The organism is Hoeflea marina, assembly GCF_003182275.1.
Taxonomy (GTDB): domain Bacteria; phylum Pseudomonadota; class Alphaproteobacteria; order Rhizobiales; family Rhizobiaceae; genus Hoeflea; species Hoeflea marina.
Map to the genome: position 1 here is coordinate 358,450 of NZ_QGTR01000003.1, position 22,137 is coordinate 380,586.

Consider the following 22,137-nt stretch of genomic DNA (forward strand, 5'->3'; position numbering starts at 1 on the left):
CTCAGATTTTCCAGGCCGAATGCAGCGCCGCGATGCCGCCGGTGTAGTTGGTCCAACGGACCCGCGAGAAGCCGGCGCGGGTGATCATGGCGGCGAAATCCTGCTGGCGCGGAAACTTGCGGATGGATTCGACCAGATAGCGGTAGGGCTCGCCGTCGCCGGCGATCGCCTCGCCCATGCGCGGAATGCCGTGGAACGACCAGGCATCGTAGACCTTGTCGAGCAGCGGCATCTCCACCTCGGAGAATTCGAGGCAGAGCAGGCGGCCGCCGCGGCGCAGCACCCGGAAGGCCTCGCGCAACGCCTTGTCGATGTCGGGCACATTGCGGATGCCGAAGGCAATCGTGTAGGCGTCGAAACTGGCATCGGCAAAGGGCAGGTCCTCGGCATTGGCCTCGACGAAATCGAGATTGGCCGCCAGCCCCTTCTTCTCGGCGCGCTCGCGGCCGACGCCGAGCATCGAGCCGTTGATGTCGAGCACGGTGCCGGTGGCTTGGCGACCGGAGGCCTCAACGATGCGGAAGGCGATGTCGCCGGTGCCGCCGGCCACGTCGAGAAAGCGGAATCCGGGGCGCTTGGGCGGATTGAGGCTCGCGATCATCGCGTCCTTCCAGACCCGGTGCAGGCCGCCGGACATGACGTCATTCATGATGTCGTAGCGCTTGGCGACCTTGTGGAAGACATCGTTGACCATCGACTGCTTCTCGCCGTCGGAGACGGTGCGGAAGCCGTAGGATGTCTGCATTCCGCCATCGGTGGAAACGCGCTCGTCGGACATGATCTCGATCCTGTCTACAGGGGAAGCCGAACGGTTCCGGACGTCCCTTCCAAGAAACTGCCGCCGGACCATAGCGGACCGCGGCACGGCGCGCTATCTAGCAGGCCAGGACGATCTGCGGCAAAGCGCGCCGCCTTATAGGACAGGCGCGGGCCAAAGGCCACCGCCGCATGCACAGGAGCGTGTCGCTTGCCCGAACTGCCGGAAGTGGAAACGGTGCGCCGCGGATTGCAGCCCGTGCTCGAGGGCGCGCGGCTCGTGCGGGTCGAACAGCGACGCAAGGATCTGCGCTTTCCATTCCCCGAGCGTTTCGCCCAAAGACTGGAAGGCCGCACCGTGACTGCGCTGGGGCGGCGGGCGAAATACCTGATGGCCGATCTCGATGACGGGGAAGTGCTGATTGCGCATCTGGGCATGTCCGGCTCGTTCCGGGTCGAGGCGGCCGAAGGCGCGGCGCTGGCGCCAGGCATCTTTCATCACGAGCGATCGAAGAACTCGGTCCATGACCATGTGGTCATGCATGTCGAGGGCCCCGCCGGGCCGGCGCGCATCATCTACAATGATCCCCGACGCTTCGGTTATATGGACCTGATCCCGCGCCGGGACATCGAGACGCATCCCTGGTTTGCCGGCATTGGCGTCGAGCCCACCGGCAACAGCCTGTCGGCGGCCCATCTGGCTGAGCGTTTCGTCGGCAAGAGGGCGCCGCTGAAGGCGGCCCTGCTCGATCAGCGCATCATCGCGGGCCTCGGCAACATCTATGTCTGCGAGGCGATGTGGCGCGCCGGGCTGTCTCCCGAAAGACCAGTCGGGAATCTTGTCGGCAAGAGTGGCAGGCCGAAGGCGGGTCTCGACCGGCTGGTGGTCGCCGTCCACGAGGTCATCAACGAGGCGATCGCCGCCGGCGGCTCCTCCCTCAGGGACCACATCCAGACCGACGGCACGCTGGGCTACTTCCAGCACCGGTTCTCGGTCTATGACCGCGAAGGAGAGGCTTGCCGCCGCCCCGGCTGCGGGGCTACGGTTCTCCGCATCGTGCAGAGCGGGCGCTCGACCTTCCATTGCCCGCGCTGCCAGACCCATTGATACCTGCAAGGAGCATGCCGCGATGAAAACCCTGAAGACCGAGACAAGGGGCCGCGTCGCCTTGCTGACGCTCAATCGGCCCGAAGCCCTCAACGCCCTCAACTCCGAACTGATGGGCGAACTGCGCGAGGCGATGGCGACGTATGGAACCGACGACAGGATCGGCGCCATCGTGCTGACCGGATCCGAAAAGGCCTTCGCCGCCGGCGCCGACATCAAGGAGATGCAGCCGCGCGACTATGTCGGCGCGTATGTGGAGGATCTGTTCGAGGGCTGGAGCGCTGTGGCGTCGATGCGCAAGCCGCTGATTGCCGCCGTCTCCGGCTATGCGCTCGGCGGAGGCTGCGAACTGGCGATGATGTGCGACTTCATCATCGCCGCTGACACGGCCAAGTTCGGCCAGCCGGAGATCACCCTGGGGATCATTCCCGGCATGGGCGGTTCGCAGCGGTTGACGCGCGCCGTCGGCAAGGCCAAGGCGATGGACATGTGCCTGACCGGCAGGATGATGGATGCGGCCGAAGCCGAGCGCTCCGGCCTGGTGTCGCGCGTGGTGCCGGCGGCCGACCTGATCGCAACCGCGATGGCGGCGGCCGAGAAGATCGCCGGCTTCTCGATGCCCGCCACCATGATGATCAAGGAATCGGTGAACCTCGTCGACGAGACCGGACTGGCCGAGGGCCTGCGCTTCGAGCGGAGGCTGTTTCACTCGCTGTTTGCCACCGAGGACCAGAAGGAAGGCATGGCAGCCTTCATCGAAAAGCGCAAAGCCAGCTTCAAGCACCGCTAGCGGGCCCGCAGCCGCCCCACCTTTCGGCGCGAAGAAGGGAGAGGGCGGCATTTTCGCGTTGACGGAGCAACCGATAGCCGGTATACGCCCGCCATCGAATGACATCCATTGGTGCTGTCATCCCGTTATTCGCTTTCCGGCTCTTGGTGCAAATTCACCCGCAAGGGTGCACAGGTGAGCGCGAAAGCATTTGTGTCAATTGAGAGGCATTCATGGCCAATACAACTTCGGCGAAAAAGGCGACCCGCAAGATTGCCGCCCGTACGGAAGTCAACAAGTCCCGCCGGTCGCGCGTCCGCGGCTTCCTCCGCTCGGTGGAAGAAGCCATCGCCTCTGGCGATCAGACCGCTGCTGCGGCGGCACTGCGTGCCGCACAGCCCGAGCTGATGCGCGCCACCACGAGGGGCGTCGTCCACGCCAACACCGCATCGCGCAAGATCTCGCGTCTCGCCAAGCGGGTGAAGGCCATCGGCGCCTGAAGCCATAATTAGCCGACATTCATGAAAGCCCGGCCTCGCCCGGGCTTTTTTGCGTTGGTCCGCCAAGGGCTTGTTGACCATCCATTGCACTGCAGTTTTCGACCGTCACATAGTTGTCGCCATACTGTTGCACCCGCATGTTATATCGTTAATTTTCAATTACTTCCGGGAGGTGGGTGTTTTCCGCCGCTGGCACGGCACGGGATTCTCGCCGAGTCGTGTCAACCCCCAAAATTCTCCGCCAAAGGCTTACTCACAGACCATTTCATGGTTGGTGGAATGAAAAGGCAATGAATCCAATCGTATGTTCATGACGGGTCCGTGACGGCTTTTTTGCCGACTCATGAGTCAAGCCCGAAGTGTGAATTTTCAGTAAATATGCTGCTTGATCTGCCCCCTCCATCCTGCCTAAATACAGCCATCAGAAGCGCGGGGCCGAGGCCTCTGGGAAGTCTCGGAAACATCGTTTTCCGGCTGACTTCCAGCATGCACTCTGAGGTGCGGCATTCTTGCCGTGCAAAATCACTGACCTACTAAAGGTTGCGCCGCAGGCTCTGTCTCCGGCAGGAATGGATTAGTGACTTCCGAACGGGGCGTTCGGCAGAACGGGATCATCATGCCCTGATCCGGCGTTACGAGGCCGACGGATCGGACAGACACAGGGAGGCAAGCAGGACTGAAATTTCACGTTCCGAACAGGTGCCGGTCATTCGCAGAATGACCTTCGACTGCTTCGACCACAGGCGGCCAGACGGCACGCGGTGGCAGCAGCCGGACAACGGGGGTATGGGCGCGCGGGACGAGAGCAGGCGGCACGGGGCGGATCCCGCGCGGCAGACAGCCAGGGGCATGATCGCCCCGGGGGACCACGCCGGGTCAAACCGGCATAAATGCGGCAAAAGGAATATCGGGCGATGCAAACGCGAATGACGGCACAGAAGACGACAAAAAGCTGGACCGAAGCCATGGCGCCGGACCAGCAAACGGCCGCTGATGTTTGTGCGCTGAACACGATAGGGGCAGAAATGAACAATCAGAGTGCGGTTTTTGAGCGCGTGCGGGCGCGGCTCAGAGCCCAGGTGGGGCAGGAAGTGTTCACAAGCTGGTTCGGCCGGCTGAAAATGCAGTCGATGTCAAAGAGCGTGGTGCGCCTGTCTGTGCCGACGACCTTCTTGAAATCCTGGATCAACAACAAGTACCTCGACCAGATCACCACCATATTCGCCGAGGAAGATGCCAACATCCTGAAAGTGGAGATCGTCGTCCGCACAGCCACACGCTCGGCGCAGATGGTCAGCGAAAGCGCCGCAGTGCTGCCCGCACCGGCCAACGTGCCGATGCCACAGCGCAAGGAGGGCCCGGCGGCCCTGCGCGGCACCTCCATTCACCTGACCATGCCGCAGCGCACCGCCGGCGGTGGCAATCAGGTCCTGGGCTCGCCCCTCGACCCGCGCTATACATTCGAGAGCTATGTCGAAGGCGCCTCCAACCGGGTGGCGCTCGCCGCCGCCAAGACCATTGCCGAAGCCGGCACCGGCGCGGTCCGCTTCAATCCGCTGTTCATCCATTCCAATGTCGGACTGGGCAAGACCCATCTGCTGCAGGCGATCGCTTCGGCTGCGAGCCATCACAGCCGCAATCCGCGCGTTGTCTACCTGACGGCGGAGTATTTCATGTGGCGCTTCGCCACCGCGATCCGCGACAACGACGCGCTGTCGTTCAAGGAATCGCTGCGCAACATCGACCTTCTGATCATCGATGACATGCAGTTCCTGCAGGGCAAGTCGATCCAGCACGAATTCTGCCACCTCCTCAACATGCTGCTCGATTCGGCCAAGCAGGTGGTTGTCGCCGCTGACCGGGCGCCATGGGAGCTTGAATCGCTCGATCCGCGCGTGCGGTCGCGGTTGCAGGGTGGTGTCGCCATCGAGATCGAGGCGCCTGACTACGAGATGCGCCTCGACATGCTGCGCCAGCGCCTGGCGATCGCCCAGATCGACGACGCCTCGCTCGATATGTCCGAGGAGGTGCTTGTTCATGTGGCAAGCGCCATCACCTCGAGCGGCCGCGAACTGGAGGGCGCCTTCAACCAGCTCCTGTTCCGTCGCAGCTTCGAACCCGACATCAGCATCGAACGGGTCGACGAACTGCTTGGCCACCTGATCAATGCCGGTGAGCCGAAGCGGGTGCGCATCGAGGACATCCAGCGCGTCGTCTCGCGGCACTACAACGTGACGCGCCAGGAACTGGTCTCCGACCGGCGCACCCGGGTGATCGTCAAGCCCAGGCAGATCGCCATGTATCTGGCCAAGACCATGACGCCGCGTTCGTTTCCGGAAATCGGCCGCCGCTTCGGCGGACGCGACCACACCACCGTGCTGCACGCAGTGCGCAAGATCGAGGGCCTCATCGGCAGCGACACCAAGCTCGGACACGAAGTCGAACTGCTCAAGCGGCTGATCATCGAATAGGCCGGACCGCCGGCGTGGGCGGTCCCCGCGCCGGCGTCGGCAACCATACGGGGCCTTATCCCCAGATTCGCGGAGGCATCATTGCGATTGCAGCCGGTTTTTCTTGCCATCGCCCGTCATTGTCTGCCATTTTGCCATCCCGGTGCGGCGGCAGGATCCGCTTTCGCCGGCCCCTTCAGGGCACTCCCCTGACAATGCGAAAACAGACAGGTCCGGCCAGTTTTTCGCGTGCCGGACGCCAACGAAAGCGGTAGCCAAGATCATGCGTGTCACTCTCGAGCGTTCCAATCTCCTGAAATCGCTGAACCACGTCCACCGCGTGGTCGAGCGCCGCAACACCATACCGATTTTGTCGAACGTGCTCCTGCGCGCCGAAGGGGCGACGCTGGACATGAAGGCAACCGATCTCGATCTCGAGATCACCGAGGCGACGGCGGCGATGGTCGAGCAGGCGGGCGCCACCACGGTGCCTGCGCATCTGCTCTACGACATCGTCCGCAAGCTGCCCGACGGCTCGGAAGTGCTGCTGGCCACCAATCCCGACGGCGGCTCGATGACGGTCGCATCCGGCCGGTCGAAATTCTCGCTGCAGTGCCTGCCGGAATCGGACTTTCCGGACCTCACCGCCGGCGCCTTCAGCCATACGTTCCGCCTGGCGGCCAAAGACCTCAAGATGCTCATCGACCGGACGCAGTTCGCCATTTCCACCGAAGAGACCCGCTACTATCTCAACGGCATCTTCATGCACACGATCGAAAGCGACGGCGTGCTGAAGCTGCGCGCGGTCGCGACCGACGGCCACCGGCTGGCGCGGGCAGACCTCGACGCGCCGCAGGGCTCTGAGGGCATGCCCGGCATCATCGTCCCGCGCAAGACCGTGGGCGAGCTGCAGAAACTCGTCGACGATCCGGATCTGAAGGTGACGCTGGAAATCTCGGACGCCAAGATCCGCCTCACCATCGGCTCTGTCGTGATGACATCCAAGCTCATCGACGGAACGTTTCCCGACTACCAGCGGGTGATACCGACCGGCAACGACAAGGAACTGGTGGTCGACTGCCAGTCCTTCGCCCGCGCCGTCGACCGGGTGTCGACGATCTCGTCGGAGCGTGGCCGCGCGGTGAAGCTGGCACTCAACAACGGCCAGTTGACCCTGACGGTCAACAATCCTGATTCGGGCAGCGCAACGGAAGAACTCGCCGTCGGATACGAGCGCGAGCCGCTGGAAATCGGCTTTAACGCCAAGTACCTGCTCGACATCACCAACCAGCTCTCGGGCACCGATGCCGTCTTCATGCTGGCCGACCCGGGCTCGCCGACGCTTGTGCGCGACACCGCCGGAGACGACGCGCTCTACGTGCTCATGCCGATGCGGGTCTAGGGCATTGCCGGAAGACGTGGATTCGCTGCGTCGCGGGACCATGCCACACCTGATACACGAGAGCGCCTCTGCGGGTCCGTGACAGGGGAGCTCTCCACGGCCTCAGCCGAAACCAGCGACGGGCGCGTCGCCGCGATCGGCGGAGACGAAGCATGCCGCCTCAGCGCCGGCTTCGGCGGGCGGGCGGACAGCGGGCCATGACCGGGCCTGCCGGCAAACCGGAACAGGCGTGAATAAGACTTGCACATCCTCAAGCTCAAGCTCGGCAATTTCCGCAACTACACCCAGATGTCGGTCGAATTCGACCCGCGCCATGTGGTGCTCGTCGGCGACAACGGCGCCGGCAAGACCAATCTGATGGAGGCGGTTTCGCTGCTGACGCCGGGACGCGGCCTCCGACGCGCCGCCTATGCGGACATCCCCAGGGCCGGTGCCGAGCAGGGGTTCTCCGTCTTCGCCTCGCTCGACGGCATGGCCGGCGACGTCGACATCGGTACCGGCATCGAGGCGGGCGACGCCACGCGCCGGGTCCGGATCAACGGCGCTCCCGCCAGGAGCGCCGACGACATGCTCGAGCATTTGCGGATCCTCTGGCTCACGCCGGCCATGGACGGGCTGTTCACGGGAACCGCCGGCGACCGGCGGCGTTTTCTCGACCGGCTGGTGCTTTCGGTCGATCCCGCCCATGGACGGAGGGCCGCGGATTACGAACGCGCCATGCGCAGCCGCAACCGGCTGCTGTCGGAAGGTCGGGCCGACCCAGTCTGGCTCGACGGTCTCGAGGGCCAGATGGCCGAGCTCGGCATCGCCATGGCGATCGCGCGTCAGGAGGTGGTTGGCATGCTGTCCTCTCTGGTGGACCGGCATGGCGACGCGGCGGTCTTCCCGACGGCATCGCTGCGGCTCGAAGGTTTTGCCGACGCGGAGAAGGGCCTGGCCTCGAGCGAGCAGGAGAGCTGGCTCATCGATCAACTGCGCGTCGGCAGGCACCGCGACGCGGCTGCTGGGCGAACCCTTGAGGGTCCGCACCGCGCCGACCTCGTCGTCGAGCACCGAGCCAAGGATATCGCCGCCGCATTGTGCTCGACCGGCGAACAGAAGGCGCTGCTGATCGGCCTGATCCTGGCGCATGCCCGCCTGGTCCGCGACATGGCCGGCCATGCGCCACTGCTGCTGCTCGACGAAATCGCGGCCCATCTCGACGAGGGCCGGCGCGCCGCGCTGTTCGACCTGGTCGACGCGCTCGGCGGCCAGGCCTTCATGACCGGCACCGACCGGGGCATGTTCTCCGCCCTGGGCGAGCGGGCGCAGATGTTCGAGGTCTCGGGCGGCAAGGTCACTGGACTGGGTGCCGCCGGCGCTTGACAGGCTGCGGCGCCGGGCGGAGTGATGGGCAAGGAGATGAGCATGGATGAGACCCGGAGCCTCGACGCCAGCGAACTGGAGCGCTACGCCCGCCACATCGTGCTCGGCGAGATCGGCGGCTCCGGCCAGCAGAAGCTGAAGGCGGCGCGGGTGCTGGTGGTCGGCGCCGGCGGGCTGGGATCGCCGGTGCTCAGCTATCTGGCAGCTGCGGGGATCGGAATGCTCGGCATCGTCGACAACGATACCGTGTCGCTGTCCAACCTGCAGCGTCAGATCCTGCACGACACCGACCATATCGGCATGGCCAAGACCGCCAGCGCCGCCCGGGCGCTCCACCGGCTCAATCCCCATGTGCGGGTGATCGAGCACGAGACCCGGCTCACCGCAGACAACGCGATCGACATCCTCACGGCCTATGATCTGGTCGTCGACGGATCGGACAATTTCGCCACCCGCTACCTGCTGGCCGACACCGCGGAAAGGCTGGAGATCCCGCTGGTGACCGCCGCCGTGGGAAGATTCGACGGGTCGGTGACAGTGCTCACGCCTTACGGGCAGGATCGGGAAGGCAATCCGCTGCCGCGCTTCCGCGACCTGTTTCCCGAGGCGCCGCCGCCGGGCCTCGTGCCCTCCTGTGCCGAGGCCGGCGTGGTGGGGGCCCTGACCGGCGTGATCGGCACGCTGCAAGCGATGGAAGTGATCAAGCTCCTGACCGGCGCGGGCGAGCCGCTGATCGGCCGGCTGCTGCTCTATGACGGGCTGGCGGCGCGCTTCGACACGATCCGCTACCGCCGAAAGGGCGGCTGAGCCGACCCGCCGGCCATGCCGCAGCGGTGCGACGGGGCAGGCACGATGGCGCATGGCCGCTTCTGGAGCGCCGCCGCTTTCCTGGAACCGCAGAGGCGATCCAGGTCATTGGTCTGTTGAATTGTCCTGCGGCGAAGTGAAACTCACTTCGAGTGCCAGTGCTCTGAGCGAGGATCAGAACTTGAGCGGCAGCACCCGGTCGGGCGGGCGATGGCCGTCGAAGAAGGTGCGGATGTTGATGATCACCTTGTCGCCCATGTCGATCCGGCCCTCGACAGTCGCCGATCCCATATGCGGCAGCAGCACCACCTTGTGCTGAGCCGCCAGCTTCAGCAACCGCTTGTCGATGGCCGGCTCGTGCTCGAAGACATCGAGCGCGGCGCCCGACAACCGGCCCTCCTGAAGCGACCTGATCAGCGCGTCCTCGTCGATGATGCCGCCGCGGGCCGTGTTGACGATGTAGCTGCCGGGCTTCATCAGGTTGAGCCGGCGAGCCGAGAGCAGATGGAAGGTCGCGGGCGTCGAGGGACAGTTGACCGAAACGATGTCGACGCGGGCCAGCATCTGGTCGAGGCTGTCCCAGTAGGTCGCCTCCAGCCGGTCCTCGGTGTCCGGGCTGACGCGGCGGCGGTTGTGATAGTGGACGGACAGGCCGAAGGCGCGCGCACGCCGAGCCACGGCGGTGCCGATCCGGCCCATGCCGATGATGCCGAGGCGCTTGCCGCCGATGCGGTTGCCGAGCATCCATGTGGGCGACCAGCCGTTCCAGCCGACGGCGTCACTGACGAGCACTGCCGCCCCCTCGACCAGCCGCCGCGGCACGGCGAGAATCAACGCCATGGTCATGTCTGCGGTGTCTTCCGACAGCACGTTGGGGGTGTTGGTGACGGTGATGCCCTTCCTCTGCGCCGCATCGACATCGATGTTGTCGACCCCGTTGCCGAAATTGGCGATCAGTTTCATCTGCTCTCCTGCCTGCTCGATCAGCGCCGCGTCGATGCGGTCGGTGACGGTGGGCACGAGCACATCGGCGGAGCGCATGGCGGCGACAAGTTCGGGCTGGGTGCGCGGCGTGTCATCGATGTTGAGTTCGGCGTCAAAGAGCTCGCGCATCCGCGTTTCCACCGCATCGGGAAGACGACGGGTGATGAAGACCTTCGGTTTTTTTCTGTTTTGCATGTTCTTCAGGTCCGGCGTTGAGAGCTCATTAACCAAAGTCGGCGACACTTGGGTCTGCTCAACTTTTCTAACAGACCTTCCGGCGATGACAATCAAAACCCATCCGGGGGCTGCGGGAAAAGCACTGCATCAGACCGCGGCCGATCCGCGGCTGCCATTTTTCGGCGTCATTGTGGCTGCCGGCTTCAGCCCGCCGGCCGCGCACCCGACGCCTGCGGTTTGACGCCCCGTCCCGGCGTCGATGAAAAAGGGTGTTTGTCATGCGTCGCCTTTTCCAATTGCCCGTCCTGGTCGCCCTGCTGGCCGCCGGATTCTGCCTGCCTGCAAGCGAGCCTGTCCATGCGCAGACGGCCGCGCGCGGTGCCAGCGGCCTGCCGCTGCCGCGCTTCGTCAGTCTGAAGGCACAGCGGGTCAATCTTCGCATCGGCCCCGGCCGTGACTATGCGGTGTCCTGGCTCTACACGCGCGCAGGCGTTCCGGTGGAGATCATCCAGGAATACGACAACTGGCGGCGGGTGCGCGATGCCGACGGCACCGAGGGCTGGATCTACCAGTCGCTGCTTTCGGGTGAGCGCACTGCGGTGGCGGCGCCGTGGAAGCGCAACTCCGGCCCCGACACCTATGTGCAGATGCACCGGGAAGCGCGCCTCAATGCCAATGTTGTCGCCCAGCTCGAGCCCGGCGTGGTCGTGACCATGAAGGAATGCAACGGTCAATGGTGCAAGGCCGAGACCGATGGCGTCGATGGGTGGATTTCCCAGGGCGAGGTGTGGGGCGCCTATCCGGGCGAAGCCTTCAAGAACTGAGCCGCGGCCCGGTTCCGGCCATGGCGGCCACAGGCACTCAGCGCTTGCGGCGCAGCCGAATCACCACGTCGACATGGGCGATCTCCATGCCTTCGGGCGCCTCCGGCAGATCGATCACCGAGATATTGCCCACCGGGATGTCGAGCACATCATTGGAACCTTCGATGACGAAATGGTGGTGGTCGGACACATTGGTGTCGAAATAGGTCTTGGCTGTCTCCAACGACAGCACCCTGAGCAGGCCTGCCTCGGTGAACTGGTGGAGCGTGTTGTAGACGGTCGCCAGCGAGCAGGGCACGCCCGCGCCGACAGCCTCTTCATGCAGGTCCTCGGCGGTCAGATGCCGGTCGCCCTTGGCATAGAGCAGGTTCGCCAGCGCCACCCGCTGCCTGGTCGGACGCAGTTCCGCACGGCGCAAGCGCAAAGCGGTTTCCTTGTCTGAGGCATCTCGGCGGTGAAGGGGCATCGGGTTCCTGACAGATATCGCGTGTCGTCACATGCAAGCATATATCTTTTGCGCGCCGCGCTTTCAATAGAAGCCGATAGTAGCAGTTTCCGGCCTTTCTGCTCTTTCAACTGTCGCATGCATCCGGTATTCGAGGGATCGAGAGGTCCGGTTTTGCCTGCACTCCGCGCCGTGATAGCGTCGGAGCATGCGGGCCATCGCGGCTAGACGATGAAGAGGAGACGCAGTCCATATGGTCGACAGGCAATCAAGCTACACCTACGAAGAGATCCTGACATGCGGACGGGGCGAACTTTTCGGTCCCGGCAATGCGCAGCTCCCGCTGCCGCCCATGCTGATGGTCCACCGGATCACCGATATCTCGGAAACCGGCGGCGAGTTCGACAAGGGTTACATTCGGGCCGAGTTCGACATCACGCCGGACCTGTGGTTCTTTCCCTGCCACTTCCAAGGCAATCCGGTCATGCCCGGCTGCCTGGGCCTGGACGCCATGTGGCAACTGACAGGCTTCTTTCTGGGATGGCTTGGCGAACCGGGCCGCGGCATGGCGCTGTCGACCGGCGAGGTCAAGTTCAAGGGAATGGTCACGCCCGCCACCAAGCTGGTGGAATACGGCATAGACTTCAAGCGCGTCATGCGCGGACGTCTGGTGCTCGGAATCGCCGACGGCTGGATGAAGGCCGATGGCGAGACTATCTACCGGGCCACCGACCTGCGTGTCGGCCTGGCCAAAGACAAAGCCGCCTGAGACCGGCGACTTCCCGGTGCCGCCCACGGGTGGCATGTGAATGCACAGAACCCTCGATCGGAAAGGGCACATCATGAGACGAGTCGTCGTGACAGGAATGGGGATCGTATCCTCCATCGGCAATACCCCGGCCGAGGTGACCGAGTCGCTTCGCCACGCCAAGTCGGGCATCAGCTTCAGCCAGGATTTCGCCGACCACGGCTTTCGCAGCCAGGTCTGGGGCGCGCCGACGCTGGATCCGACCGAAATGGTCGACCGGCGCGCCATGCGCTTCCTGTCGCGCGGCGGCGCCTGGAACCATGTCGCCATGAAGCAGGCGATCGAGGACGCCGGCCTTGAAGAGGCCGAGATCAGCCATGAGCGGACTGGCATCGTCATGGGGTCCGGCGGCCCGTCAACCCGCACCCTGATCGACGCCGCCGACATCACCCGCAAGAACGGCAGCCCGAAGCGCATCGGCCCCTTCGCCGTGCCCAAGGCGATGTCATCGACCGCGTCGGCGACGCTCGCCACATGGTTCAAGATCCACGGCGTCAACTACTCGATCTCATCCGCCTGCTCGACCTCCGCCCATTGCATCGGCAACGCCGCCGAACTCATCCAGTGGGGCAAGCAGGACATGGTGTTTGCCGGCGGCCACGAGGATCTCGACTGGTCGATGTCCAACCTGTTCGATGCAATGGGCGCGATGAGCTCGAAGTACAACGACAGCGCCGCCACCGCCTCGCGCGCCTACGACGTCAGCCGCGACGGCTTCGTCATTGCGGGAGGCGCCGGCGTGCTGGTGCTCGAGGAACTGGAGCACGCCAGGGCGCGCGGCGCCAAGATCTACGGCGAGCTGACCGGCTACGGGGCAACCTCCGACGGCTATGACATGGTGGCACCGTCGGGCGAAGGCGCCATCCGCTGCATGCGGCAGGCGCTGGCGAGCGTGAAGGAGCGGGTCGACTACATCAATACTCACGGCACTTCGACGCCCGTGGGTGATTCCAAGGAAATCGGCGCCATCCGCGAAGTCTTCGGCACCGACATTCCGCACGTGCAGTCGACCAAGTCGCTGACCGGACATTCACTCGGCGCCACGGGCGTGCAGGAGGCGATCTACTCGCTGTTGATGATGAAGGAGAACTTCATCGGCGAAAGCGCCCACATTACCGAACTCGACCCGGAATTCGACGGCGTGCCGATCGTGCGGAGCCGCATCGACGACGCCAAGATCGACACGGTGCTGTCAAATTCCTTCGGCTTCGGCGGCACCAACGCCACCCTCGTCTTCCAGCGGTTCAACGGGTAACACTCCATGCAGGACATTCTCAAGGGCAAGCGCGGCCTCATCATGGGCGTCGCCAATGACCATTCGATCGCATGGGGCATTGCCAGAGCGGCCGCCGCCCAGGGCGCGGAACTGGCCTTCAGCTACCAGGGCGAGGCGTTCGGCCGGAGGGTCAAGCCGCTGGCCGATTCAATCGGCTCCAAGCTGCTGCTGCCGTGTGATGTCGAGGACACGGACACCGTCGACGCGATGTTCGGCGAGATCAAGGACGCGTGGGGCGGACTGGACTTCGTCGTCCACGCCATCGGGTTTTCCGACCGCAACGAGCTCAAGGGGCTCTATGCCGACACGACGCGGGCCAACTTCTCCAGAACCATGGTGATCTCGGCCTTCTCGTTCACCGAGGTCGCCAAGCGCGCGGCAGACCTGATGGGCGACGGCGGCTCGATGCTGACGCTGACCTATGGCGGCTCCACCCGGGTGATGCCGAACTACAACGTGATGGGCGTGGCCAAGGCGGCGCTGGAAGCCAGCGTGCGCTATCTGGCGGCCGATTACGGTCCGCGCAACATCCGCGTCAATGCCATCTCGGCAGGCCCGATCCGGACGCTGGCGGGCGCTGGCATCGGCGACGCGCGTGCCATGTTCGCCTATCAGAAGAAGAACGCGCCGCTCAGGCGCACCGTCGACATCGACGATGTCGGCAAGTCGGCGCTCTACCTGCTCTCCGACATGTCCTCCGGCGTCACCGGCGAAGTCCATTTCGTCGATTCCGGCTTCAACATCACCTCGATGCCCTGCCTGGACGAACTGAAGAAAGCCGACACCGAGTAGCTCGAGACTTGACCGCGGGCCAGATCTGAAGTCCCGGATTGCGCGATCCGCGGCTTCCGCCGCCGGCCCCACGGCGATGTACCGTGCCGGTCGCCCCGTCCGACGGGTCGTGTCCGGCGCATCCGCCTCTGCAAGACGAACTTCAACTGCTTCGCCGACCGCCTATGCTCCGGACGGTCCCCCGACCGGTTCCGCCGCGATCGCGCGGGCGATTTCCGTGGCCAGCTGTTGCTGCGAATAAGGCTTGCTCAGGCGGGGAATGCCGAGATCCATGCCGGCGGGAAGTTCCGCATAGCCGGTGGCGAGCAGAATGGGAATGTCCGGGCGCAACCGGCGCGCCTCGCGAGCGAGTTCCGCGCCGGTCATGCGCGGCATCGAATAGTCGGTGATGATCAGGTCGAACTTCTCGCCGCTCTCCAGGATCTTCAGTGCCTGTTCGCCTGAATTGGCCTCCACCACCTCGTGGCCGAGATCCTCCAGCATGTCGACCGAACTCATGGCGATGAGCACGTCGTCATCGACCATGAGAATCCGGCGCACCGGTGCGTCGGCCATGCCGTCCGGTGCCGCGGTCTCCACCCGGTCCGCGGCCTCTGGCCGATCCGCGGCCCCAACTGCCGCCGGTATCCAGAGTTCCGCGGTGGTGCCCTGTCCCACCGCACTCTGCAGCTTCAGCATGCCCTCGAGCTGGATCGCCAGTCCGTGAATCATCGACAGGCCCAGGCCTGTGCCCTTGCCCAGTTCCTTGGTGGAGAAAAAGGGGTCGATCGCCCTTTCCAGCGTTGCCTCATCCATTCCCTGGCCGTTGTCGGAGACGGTGAGCACGACATAGCGCCCCTCGGCGATGTCGCCGCCCCGGACGACATCGACCTGTCGCAGCCCGATGCGGATCGTGCCGCCGCCGGTGATCGCATCGCGGGCGTTGACGACGAGATTGAGCAGAGCCAGTTCCACCTGGTTGGCATCGGCCAGTGCAGGCGGCAGCCCTTCCGCAAGCTCGGTCTCCACGGTGACACCCCCGCCCACCGAGCGGCGGAGCAGATCCTCCATGCCGGTCACAAGTCTGCCCATGTCGACCGGAGCCACCCGCAGGTCCTGACGGCGGGCGAATGCGAGCAGACGCTGGGTCAGCGAGGCGCCGCGACGCGCGCCCTGGACGGCGCCGTCGATCAGGCGCAGTGCCCGGGCGTCCTGGTCGACATGTTTCTGCAGCAGTTCGAGGTTGCCAAGCACCGCCATCAGCAGATTGTTGAAATCATGCGCCACGCCGCCGGTGAGTTGGCCGATCGCTTCCATCTTCTGGGCCTGGCGCAACTGCTCCTCGGCCCGCTGGCGCTGGGCGATCTCGGCCATGGTGTCTGCGTGGGCCGCCTCGAGCTCGGCCGTGCGCCTGGCCACGCGCTCCTCCAGCATTTCGTTGATCTGCCGCTGCGACGCTTCCGCGAGCTTCCGCTCGGTGACGTCGGCTGCAACCCCAATCATCCGCACCTGCCTTCCGTTGCGCTCCCGGTACGCCTGGGCGCGGATTTCCGACCAGTGCTCCGAACCGTCCGGCCAGACCGTCCGGCATTCGACAGCGAAATCGCTGCCCGTTCCGATGGCGCGGCCAAGCGCCTTCCAGACCCGTCGGCGTTCGTTGCGGTGAATGGCGGCGAACAGATCGCGATAGGAGAAATCTGCATCGACGGAACGGCCGAAGATCGCCTTGCAGGTGGCAGAGGTGGTCAGCACCCGTGTGGCGTTGTCGAGTTCCCAAGTCCCCAGATGGCCGGCCTGAAGCGCGGTCTGCAGGCGACGCTCGCCGTCATCGAGCGCCGCGATCTGCAGCCGCGCCTGATACTGCCGCCGCCGCCCGCGGAGGGCGCTGCGCGCCAGGCTGATGAAACTGGTGGCGTGGAAGGGGCGTTCGAGAAAACTGACATTGCCGAGCACTTCGGAGAGCCTGGCGGCGGCGGGATTGCGTTCCGGACCCCCGCCGCGTTGGGTGAGCACGATGAAGGGCAGGTCGGACCAACTGGGCTGCCGGGTGATCCAGCCGGCTAGGTCCTTGAGATCGGCGTTGCGCAGCGTTTCCTCGGTGATGACCGCAAAGGAGATGTCCTCGCTCAGGCCCGCGAGCAGAGCGGGCAGGTCCCGCACCGGCCTGGCCGTGACGCCCGCCTCGGCGACCAGCGAGCCGGCGATCTGGGCGTCACGGCCCGCTGGCGCGAAGATCAGAGCGATGGCTTGCCGGTCAGGAATGGTCGGCACTCCCGCTGTCACCATCGAGAAGCGGAGCCTTGTCGACCAGAACGGGAACACCGCGCAGGACCCCCTGGAACCCCGCCAGCGGCTCGCCGACAATCAGACCTTGATCGGTGACCTTGAACTCGCGAATGGTGTCCTCGTGCCGTCCCGTCCGCTTCTTGATGACGGAGACGGCGCGGCGCACCTTGCCGGCAGCCTCGAAGTAGCGCAGCAGCACGACGGTATCAGCCAGATAGGTAACGTCGACCGGCGACTTCATGTCCCCGAAGAGACCATGCTGGGCGACCGTCAGAAAGGTGTTGGCGCCCTGGCGGTTGAGATACTGCAGCAGTTCGTGCATGTGCAGGATCAGCGCGTTCTCTTCCGGCATCGACGCCTGGTAGCCGTTGACGGAGTCTATTACCACGGTCTTGGCGTCGAAGGTGGCAACGGTCCGGCGGACCCGCTGGGCGAATTCGCCCGGCGAGAGTTCCGCCGCGTCGAGCTGTTCGATGTGAATGCGGCCCTCGTCGCGCAGCCGCTCAAGGTCCATGCCCATGGAGCTGGTGCGCGAAAACAACAGTCCCAGTTCCTCATCGAAGATGAAGACTGCGGCGCGTTCCCCACGCTCCACGGCGGCCATGACAAATTGAAGCGCGAACAGGCTCTTGCCCGTGCCGGCCGGACCGATGAGCAGCGTGCTGGAGCCCCGCTCGACGCCGCCGCCGAGCAGCCCGTCGAAGGCCGGTAGCCCGCTCGAGAGCATCGTGCGGGCGAAGCTGGTGCGGTGCTCGAGGGCTCGCAGCCGCGGAAACACTTCCACCCCGCCGGTGGAGATGACGAAATCATGATAGCCGCCGCGGAAGGCCTGGCCGCGGTACTTGATGACGCGCAGCCGGCGACGTTCGGAGCCGTAATTGGGCGCCAGTTCCTCGAGGTGGATGACGCCGTGGACGACGCTGTGAACGGTCTTGTCGAGCACGTCGGAAGTCATGTCGTCCAGCACCAGCACGGTGGCCCCGGACTTGGCGAAGAAATGCTTGAGCGCCAGGATCTGCCGGCGGTAGCGCAGCGAACTCTGCGCCAGCAGGCGTATTTCCGAGAGGCTGTCGATGACCACGCGGCGCGGCCTGACGCGCTCGAAGGATTCAAAGATGAGCTTTGTCGTCTCGCCGAGTTCCAGGTCGGAGGAATACAGCAGACTCTGCTGCTGCTCGGTATCGAGCAGGCTCTCGGGCGGGACGAGCTCGAAGATCTCGATCCCCTCGCCCAGCTCCATGTTGTGGGAGGCGGCGCTGTCGCGCAGTTCCTGCTCCGTCTCGGACAGGGTGATGTAGAGACAGCGTTCGCCGAGCTTGGCGCCCTCGATCAGGAACTGCAGCGAGATCGTCGTCTTACCGGTGCCCGGGGTGCCTTCGATGAGAAAGACATGCTCTCGCGACAGCCCGCCTGCGAGAATATCATCCAGCCCCTGCACTCCTGTGAGGGCTTTGGTGTGGAGGCCTTGGGCCATGAGAACTCCTTCGAAAATCCCTTGCGCCGACCTGAGCGGCGAAAACAATTACGACCGAACGCTTCTCGCGGACGAACCCGGGGTTCGACAGACGCATGGAGAATGGCCGGCGACACCCGGTAAGTCGAGTGCCTGTATGGAATGCACATGACACAATTTTGTTCCCGACGGCCTCTGCCGGTCTGGCCGTGACGAAAGCCACGGGCGGCTCCGCGCGGGCAGGCCGCGTCAGGGAGCGGCTCCGGTTCGAGGACAGTCAGCATGCCGAAAACCCGGATCCGGCATCGGGGCGCCTGTCAGCGCGCAGTCTGGATTGCCGATTCGGTGCGGCGCGTGATAATCTGGGCCATGCTCAAGGTCTTCACCGTGTCCCGGTTGCTCATCGCAACACTTGTCCTGCTGATCGTGGCGTTCGGCATCGGCTGGCTGACGCGCGAGAACCCCGCCGACCGGCCCTATCTCAAGATTACCGGCTCGGGGTTCATCTTCAACTACCGCGTGGCCAAGGCCTTTTATGGCTTCACCGCCTATCTCGACCGGCCGGTGGCGAACTATTCGCGCATCGACGCCGAGTTCGAGGATCCGTCAGGTGGCCCGCCGATCGTGCTGAGCGAGAAGCTGTCGCCCCGATCAAAGGTCTACTCCTTCCACACGCCGCCGGTGACCGGGGTCGTCAAGGGCAAGCCCTATTCCGTGCATGTGCGGCTTGTCCGCCACGGCGACAACGCGGTCCTGCATGACGAGGTCTTCACCATTGCCTCGCAACTGGACGGTTCGATCCTGCCGGAAAAGCCGCTGACGATCGGCCCTGGCTATCACCGCAATCCGGACCTGGCCGTCCCCGACATCTGAGGACGCCTGCCGATGCAGGCCAGGGGTCGCAAAAAGCCCCCGGAGCTTTCGATCCGGGGGCCTGGCAACGCTTGGGATGATGGGCGGCTCGCGCCGCCCCGCCGGGGCTTACTCGCCCTGGCCGGTTTCCTTGCCGGTTTCCTGGTCGACCATCTTCATCGACAGGCGGACCTTGCCGCGCTCGTCGAAGCCCAGGAGCTTGACCCAGACCTTCTGGCCTTCCTTGACCACGTCCGACGTCTTGGCGACGCGCTCGCCGGCGAGCTGCGAGATGTGCACCAGGCCGTCCTTGGGACCGAAGAAGTTCACGAAGGCGCCGAAGTCGGCGACCTTGACGACGGTGCCTTCATAGATGACGCCCACTTCCGGCTCGGCGACGATCGAGTGGATCCACTTCTTGGCGGCCTCGATCTCCTTGCCCGAGGAGGACGCGATCTTGACCGTGCCATCGTCTTCGATGTTGATCTTGGCGCCGGTCTTTTCGACGATCTCGCGGATGATCTTGCCGCCGGTGCCGATGACGTCGCGGATCTTGTCGACCGGGATAGAGATCATTTCGATGCGCGGAGCGAACTCGCCCAGTTGGCCACGGCTCTCGGCAATGGCGTTGGCCATTTCCTGGAGGATGTGGAGACGGCCGCCCTTGGCCTGGTCGAGCGCGATGTTCATGATCTCTTCGGTGATGCCGTCGATCTTGATGTCCATCTGCAGCGCGGTGATGCCTTCGCCGGTGCCGGCAACCTTGAAGTCCATGTCGCCCAGGTGATCCTCGTCGCCGAGAATGTCGGAGAGGACGGCGAAACGCTCGCCTTCCTTGATCAGGCCCATGGCGATACCGGCGACAGGCTTGGCCAGCGGAACGCCCGCATCCATCAGCGCCAGCGAGGTGCCGCAGACGGTTGCCATCGACGAGGAGCCGTTGGACTCGGTGATTTCCGAGACCACGCGCAGCGTGTAGGGGAACTGTTCGGCGGAGGGCAGCATCGGACGGATGGCGCGCCATGCGAGCTTGCCGTGGCCGATTTCGCGGCGACCGGGCGAACCGGTGCGGCCGGTCTCACCGACCGAGTAGGGCGGAAAGTTGTAGTGCAGCATGAAGGTGGCCTTGTAGGTCCCCGTCAGGCTGTCGACATACTGCTCGTCCTCGCCGGTGCCGAGCGTGGCAACCACGATCGCCTGGGTCTCGCCGCGGGTGAACAGCGCCGAACCATGGGTGCGCGGCAGGATGCCGACTTCGGAGACGATCGGACGCACGGTCGACAGGTCGCGGCCGTCGATGCGGCTCTTGGTGTCAAGAATGGCGTTGCGGACGACCTTGGCCTGCAGCGACTTGAAGACCGCACCGATGACCTCGGAGGTGAAGCGGGCTTCCTCGCCTTCGGCGGGAGCGAAATGCGTCTTGACCTTGGCCTTGACCGCATCGATCGCCGTGTAGCGGGCGGCCTTGTCTGTGTTCTTGTAGGCGTCGCGCAGGTCGGCTTCGCACATGGCGAGCATTTCGGCTTCGAGCGACGAATTGTCGGGAGCCGAGAAATCGCGCGGCTCCTTGGCGGCTGCCTCGGCAAGCTGGATGATCGCGTCGATCACCGGCTGCATGGCGCGGTGGCCGAACATGACGGCGCCGAGCATGACGTCCTCGCCCAGTTCCTTGGCTTCCGATTCCACCATCAGCACGGCTTCGGACGTGCCGGCGACGATCAGATCGAGCTGGCTTTCCGGCATTTCGTCAACATGCGGGTTGAGCATGTAGTCGCCGTTGACATAACCGACGCGTGCGCCAGCGATCGGGCCCATGAACGGGATGCCCGAGATGGTCAGCGCAGCGGACGCGGCCACAAGAGCGAGAATGTCGGGGTTGTTCTCGAGATCATGCTGCAGAACGGTGATGATGATCTGGGTGTCGTTCTTGTAGCCTTCCGGGAACAAGGGACGCAGCGGACGGTCGATGAGGCGCGAGGTCAGTGTCTCGTTCTCGCTCGGACGGCCTTCGCGCTTGAAGTAGCCACCCGGGATCTTGCCGGCGGCGTAGGTCTTTTCCTGGTAGTTGACGGTCAGCGGAAAGAAATCCTGGCCGGGCTTGGGCGCCTTGGCGGAGACAACGGTGGCGAGAACAACGGTTTCGCCGTAGGTGGCCATGACGGCGCCGTCGGCCTGACGGGCGACCTTGCCGGTTTCCAGAATGAGCGGACGGCCGCCCCATTCGATCTCGACCTTGTGGGTATTGAACATAGTCAGTCCTTCGTAATGGCGCATCAGGGGTCGGCGCGGTTCCGGCCGGATTCCCCTCATGTCCCTGTGGGCGCGGGCGCATCACGGGCAAGACAGCAGGACGCTCCGGTATCGGGCGCGGCGGTTTGCCGTTCCCTCCGCCGGCTCTCCCGGCGTGGTGCCGCTTGAGCGGCGAGCATCCGGCAATCCTGCCCCATGACGGGCGATCGCTGGGTGTCTGATGCCGGACTGGCCGGCCCTTGCAGACGGTTTTGCACATTTCCGGCCCTGCCCTGAGGAAGACCCGGTGCGCGTGCCGCGCGTGTGAAGCCGGTGTCGGCTTCGGAAAATGACGGCGGGCGGGCCGGGGGCCTGCCCGCCGAAAGCAATTAGCGGCGGATGCCCAGACGCGCGATGAGATCGGTGTACCGCTTCTCATCCTGGCGACGGACATAATCAAGCAGGGACCGACGGGTGGAGACGAGCGTCAGAAGCCCGCGCCGCGAGTGGTTGTCCTTCTTGTGTTCCTTGAAGTGACCGGTCAGGTTGGTGATCCGTTCGGTGAGAATGGCAACCTGAACTTCCGGCGAACCGGTATCACCGGGCTTCGTCGCATATTCTTCAATCAGCGCAGCCTTGCGCTCAGCAGTGATCGACATCGTTTTATCCTTTCGTTCGGGATGGATATGGCGCCGACGGCCGGGATGTCGTCCAGCAGCGGCCTCGGATGTCCAAGCGGCAAACCGCGACGGACGGCTGGCCTATAGGGCAATTCCCTTCGAAAGGAAAGGAAAATGTGGCCGGCGCCCCGGAGCCGCGCCGGCTGCGAAGGCCGGAATGGCGGGGATTCGCCGCCTGTGGCGGAGCTGGCGCTG

The 22,137-nt window shown here is 64.7% G+C and carries 20 protein-coding genes; 13 read left to right on the forward strand and 7 right to left on the reverse strand.

The features are described from left to right. Position 1: 1 nt before the first annotated feature. Complete coding sequence (gene ubiE, locus DFR52_RS12950; RefSeq protein ID WP_110032388.1) at positions 2 to 778, reverse strand: bifunctional demethylmenaquinone methyltransferase/2-methoxy-6-polyprenyl-1,4-benzoquinol methylase UbiE; 777 nt, start codon at positions 776 to 778, stop codon at positions 2 to 4. Between the two features lie 189 nt (positions 779 to 967). On the opposite strand from ubiE, the gene mutM reads away from it, so the two are divergent. The 7 genes from mutM (at position 968) to DFR52_RS12985 (ending at position 9,157) form a co-directional block, all read left to right on the forward strand. Next, entirely contained in the window at positions 968 to 1,864 is an 897-nt protein-coding gene (mutM, locus tag DFR52_RS12955) for a bifunctional DNA-formamidopyrimidine glycosylase/DNA-(apurinic or apyrimidinic site) lyase (protein ID WP_110032389.1), read from the forward strand. A 22-nt stretch (positions 1,865 to 1,886) separates the two neighbouring features. Next, entirely contained in the window at positions 1,887 to 2,654 is a 768-nt protein-coding gene (locus DFR52_RS12960; RefSeq protein WP_110032390.1) for an enoyl-CoA hydratase, read from the forward strand. Between the two features lie 212 nt (positions 2,655 to 2,866). Then, positions 2,867 to 3,133, forward strand: coding sequence for a 30S ribosomal protein S20 (gene rpsT, locus DFR52_RS12965; RefSeq protein ID WP_110032391.1), 267 nt, complete (start codon positions 2,867 to 2,869; stop codon positions 3,131 to 3,133). 1,025 nt (positions 3,134 to 4,158) lie between these two features. Beyond that, positions 4,159 to 5,604: a chromosomal replication initiator protein DnaA gene (gene dnaA / locus DFR52_RS12970; protein WP_110032392.1), complete on the forward strand. Its 1,446-nt coding sequence runs from the start codon at positions 4,159 to 4,161 to the stop codon at positions 5,602 to 5,604. A gap of 262 nt (positions 5,605 to 5,866) precedes the next feature. Beyond that, a complete protein-coding gene (dnaN, locus tag DFR52_RS12975; protein WP_110032393.1) occupies positions 5,867 to 6,985 on the forward strand; it encodes a DNA polymerase III subunit beta in 1,119 nt (372 codons plus the stop codon). 240 nt (positions 6,986 to 7,225) lie between these two features. Continuing rightward, positions 7,226 to 8,350 (forward strand): DNA replication/repair protein RecF, encoded by a 1,125-nt coding sequence (gene recF, locus DFR52_RS12980; protein WP_280954192.1) that lies wholly within the window; start codon positions 7,226 to 7,228, stop codon positions 8,348 to 8,350. 42 nt (positions 8,351 to 8,392) lie between these two features. After that, positions 8,393 to 9,157 (forward strand): molybdopterin-synthase adenylyltransferase MoeB, encoded by a 765-nt coding sequence (locus DFR52_RS12985; protein ID WP_170132264.1) that lies wholly within the window; start codon positions 8,393 to 8,395, stop codon positions 9,155 to 9,157. Positions 9,158 to 9,331: 174 nt separating this feature from the next. Here the strand turns inward: DFR52_RS12985 and DFR52_RS12990 are convergent, their stop codons facing one another. Further along, positions 9,332 to 10,336, reverse strand: a complete 1,005-nt coding sequence (locus DFR52_RS12990; RefSeq protein ID WP_110032394.1) for a 2-hydroxyacid dehydrogenase — start codon at positions 10,334 to 10,336, stop codon at positions 9,332 to 9,334. On the opposite strand from DFR52_RS12990, the gene DFR52_RS24290 reads away from it, so the two are divergent. Together DFR52_RS24290 and DFR52_RS12995 are read left to right on the forward strand one after the other, a co-directional pair. Beyond that, on the forward strand, positions 10,302 to 10,559 hold the full coding sequence (locus tag DFR52_RS24290; protein ID WP_146215611.1) for a hypothetical protein: 258 nt from the start codon (positions 10,302 to 10,304) through the stop codon (positions 10,557 to 10,559). The genes DFR52_RS12990 and DFR52_RS24290 overlap by 35 nt on opposite strands. Before the next feature lie 37 nt (positions 10,560 to 10,596). Beyond that, on the forward strand, positions 10,597 to 11,142 hold the full coding sequence (locus DFR52_RS12995; RefSeq protein WP_110032395.1) for an SH3 domain-containing protein: 546 nt from the start codon (positions 10,597 to 10,599) through the stop codon (positions 11,140 to 11,142). 37 nt (positions 11,143 to 11,179) lie between these two features. Here DFR52_RS12995 and irrA read toward each other — a convergent pair whose 3' ends face one another. Then, positions 11,180 to 11,608, reverse strand: a complete 429-nt coding sequence (irrA, locus tag DFR52_RS13000; RefSeq protein ID WP_110032396.1) for an iron response transcriptional regulator IrrA — start codon at positions 11,606 to 11,608, stop codon at positions 11,180 to 11,182. Positions 11,609 to 11,840: 232 nt separating this feature from the next. Between irrA and fabA the strand changes: the two genes are divergently transcribed. The 3 genes from fabA to fabI all read left to right on the forward strand — a co-directional run bounded on the left by fabA (position 11,841) and on the right by fabI (position 14,463). Next, positions 11,841 to 12,356 carry a 3-hydroxyacyl-[acyl-carrier-protein] dehydratase FabA gene (gene fabA, locus DFR52_RS13005; RefSeq protein WP_110032397.1) on the forward strand — a complete coding sequence of 172 codons (516 nt, stop codon included), beginning with the start codon at positions 11,841 to 11,843 and terminating at the stop codon, positions 12,354 to 12,356. A 73-nt stretch (positions 12,357 to 12,429) separates the two neighbouring features. Continuing rightward, positions 12,430 to 13,650, forward strand: coding sequence for a beta-ketoacyl-ACP synthase I (fabB, locus tag DFR52_RS13010; RefSeq protein ID WP_110032398.1), 1,221 nt, complete (start codon positions 12,430 to 12,432; stop codon positions 13,648 to 13,650). 6 nt (positions 13,651 to 13,656) lie between these two features. Beyond that, positions 13,657 to 14,463 (forward strand): enoyl-ACP reductase FabI, encoded by an 807-nt coding sequence (fabI, locus tag DFR52_RS13015; protein ID WP_110032399.1) that lies wholly within the window; start codon positions 13,657 to 13,659, stop codon positions 14,461 to 14,463. A 162-nt stretch (positions 14,464 to 14,625) separates the two neighbouring features. Here the strand turns inward: fabI and DFR52_RS13020 are convergent, their stop codons facing one another. Then, the gene (locus DFR52_RS13020) at positions 14,626 to 16,728 is read right to left on the reverse strand and encodes a hybrid sensor histidine kinase/response regulator (protein ID WP_110032400.1); all 2,103 of its coding nucleotides are present in this window, start codon (positions 16,726 to 16,728) and stop codon (positions 14,626 to 14,628) included. Continuing rightward, on the reverse strand, positions 16,697 to 18,202 hold the full coding sequence (locus tag DFR52_RS13025) for an ATPase domain-containing protein (protein ID WP_110032401.1): 1,506 nt from the start codon (positions 18,200 to 18,202) through the stop codon (positions 16,697 to 16,699). Before DFR52_RS13025 ends, DFR52_RS13020 begins: the two co-directional genes overlap by 32 nt. 324 nt (positions 18,203 to 18,526) lie before the next feature. On the opposite strand from DFR52_RS13025, the gene DFR52_RS13030 reads away from it, so the two are divergent. Then, a complete protein-coding gene (locus DFR52_RS13030; protein WP_245415327.1) occupies positions 18,527 to 19,054 on the forward strand; it encodes a hypothetical protein in 528 nt (175 codons plus the stop codon). A gap of 108 nt (positions 19,055 to 19,162) precedes the next feature. Here the strand turns inward: DFR52_RS13030 and pnp are convergent, their stop codons facing one another. After that, the gene (gene pnp / locus DFR52_RS13035) at positions 19,163 to 21,283 is read right to left on the reverse strand and encodes a polyribonucleotide nucleotidyltransferase (RefSeq protein WP_110032402.1); all 2,121 of its coding nucleotides are present in this window, start codon (positions 21,281 to 21,283) and stop codon (positions 19,163 to 19,165) included. A 368-nt stretch (positions 21,284 to 21,651) separates the two neighbouring features. Further along, on the reverse strand, positions 21,652 to 21,921 hold the full coding sequence (gene rpsO, locus DFR52_RS13040) for a 30S ribosomal protein S15 (protein ID WP_110032403.1): 270 nt from the start codon (positions 21,919 to 21,921) through the stop codon (positions 21,652 to 21,654). Positions 21,922 to 22,137 lie beyond the last annotated feature (216 nt).

Excerpts from the sequence above, each read along its gene's own strand:
- fabI (WP_110032399.1), top strand. The coding sequence starts at position 13,657 with ATGCAGGACATTCTCAAGGGCAAGCGCGGCCTCATCATGGGCGTCGCC.
- pnp (WP_110032402.1), bottom strand. The coding sequence starts at position 21,283 with ATGTTCAATACCCACAAGGTCGAGATCGAATGGGGCGGCCGTCCGCTC.
- DFR52_RS12990 (WP_110032394.1), bottom strand. The coding sequence starts at position 10,336 with ATGCAAAACAGAAAAAAACCGAAGGTCTTCATCACCCGTCGTCTTCCC.
- fabB (WP_110032398.1), top strand. The coding sequence starts at position 12,430 with ATGAGACGAGTCGTCGTGACAGGAATGGGGATCGTATCCTCCATCGGC.
- DFR52_RS12960 (WP_110032390.1), top strand. The coding sequence starts at position 1,887 with ATGAAAACCCTGAAGACCGAGACAAGGGGCCGCGTCGCCTTGCTGACG.
- DFR52_RS13020 (WP_110032400.1), bottom strand. The coding sequence starts at position 16,728 with ATGGTGACAGCGGGAGTGCCGACCATTCCTGACCGGCAAGCCATCGCT.
- DFR52_RS12985 (WP_170132264.1), top strand. The coding sequence starts at position 8,393 with ATGGATGAGACCCGGAGCCTCGACGCCAGCGAACTGGAGCGCTACGCC.
- fabA (WP_110032397.1), top strand. The coding sequence starts at position 11,841 with ATGGTCGACAGGCAATCAAGCTACACCTACGAAGAGATCCTGACATGC.
- irrA (WP_110032396.1), bottom strand. The coding sequence starts at position 11,608 with ATGCCCCTTCACCGCCGAGATGCCTCAGACAAGGAAACCGCTTTGCGC.
- DFR52_RS12995 (WP_110032395.1), top strand. The coding sequence starts at position 10,597 with ATGCGTCGCCTTTTCCAATTGCCCGTCCTGGTCGCCCTGCTGGCCGCC.
- dnaN (WP_110032393.1), top strand. The coding sequence starts at position 5,867 with ATGCGTGTCACTCTCGAGCGTTCCAATCTCCTGAAATCGCTGAACCAC.
- ubiE (WP_110032388.1), bottom strand. The coding sequence starts at position 778 with ATGTCCGACGAGCGCGTTTCCACCGATGGCGGAATGCAGACATCCTAC.
- dnaA (WP_110032392.1), top strand. The coding sequence starts at position 4,159 with ATGAACAATCAGAGTGCGGTTTTTGAGCGCGTGCGGGCGCGGCTCAGA.
- DFR52_RS13025 (WP_110032401.1), bottom strand. The coding sequence starts at position 18,202 with ATGGCCCAAGGCCTCCACACCAAAGCCCTCACAGGAGTGCAGGGGCTG.
- rpsT (WP_110032391.1), top strand. The coding sequence starts at position 2,867 with ATGGCCAATACAACTTCGGCGAAAAAGGCGACCCGCAAGATTGCCGCC.
- rpsO (WP_110032403.1), bottom strand. The coding sequence starts at position 21,921 with ATGTCGATCACTGCTGAGCGCAAGGCTGCGCTGATTGAAGAATATGCG.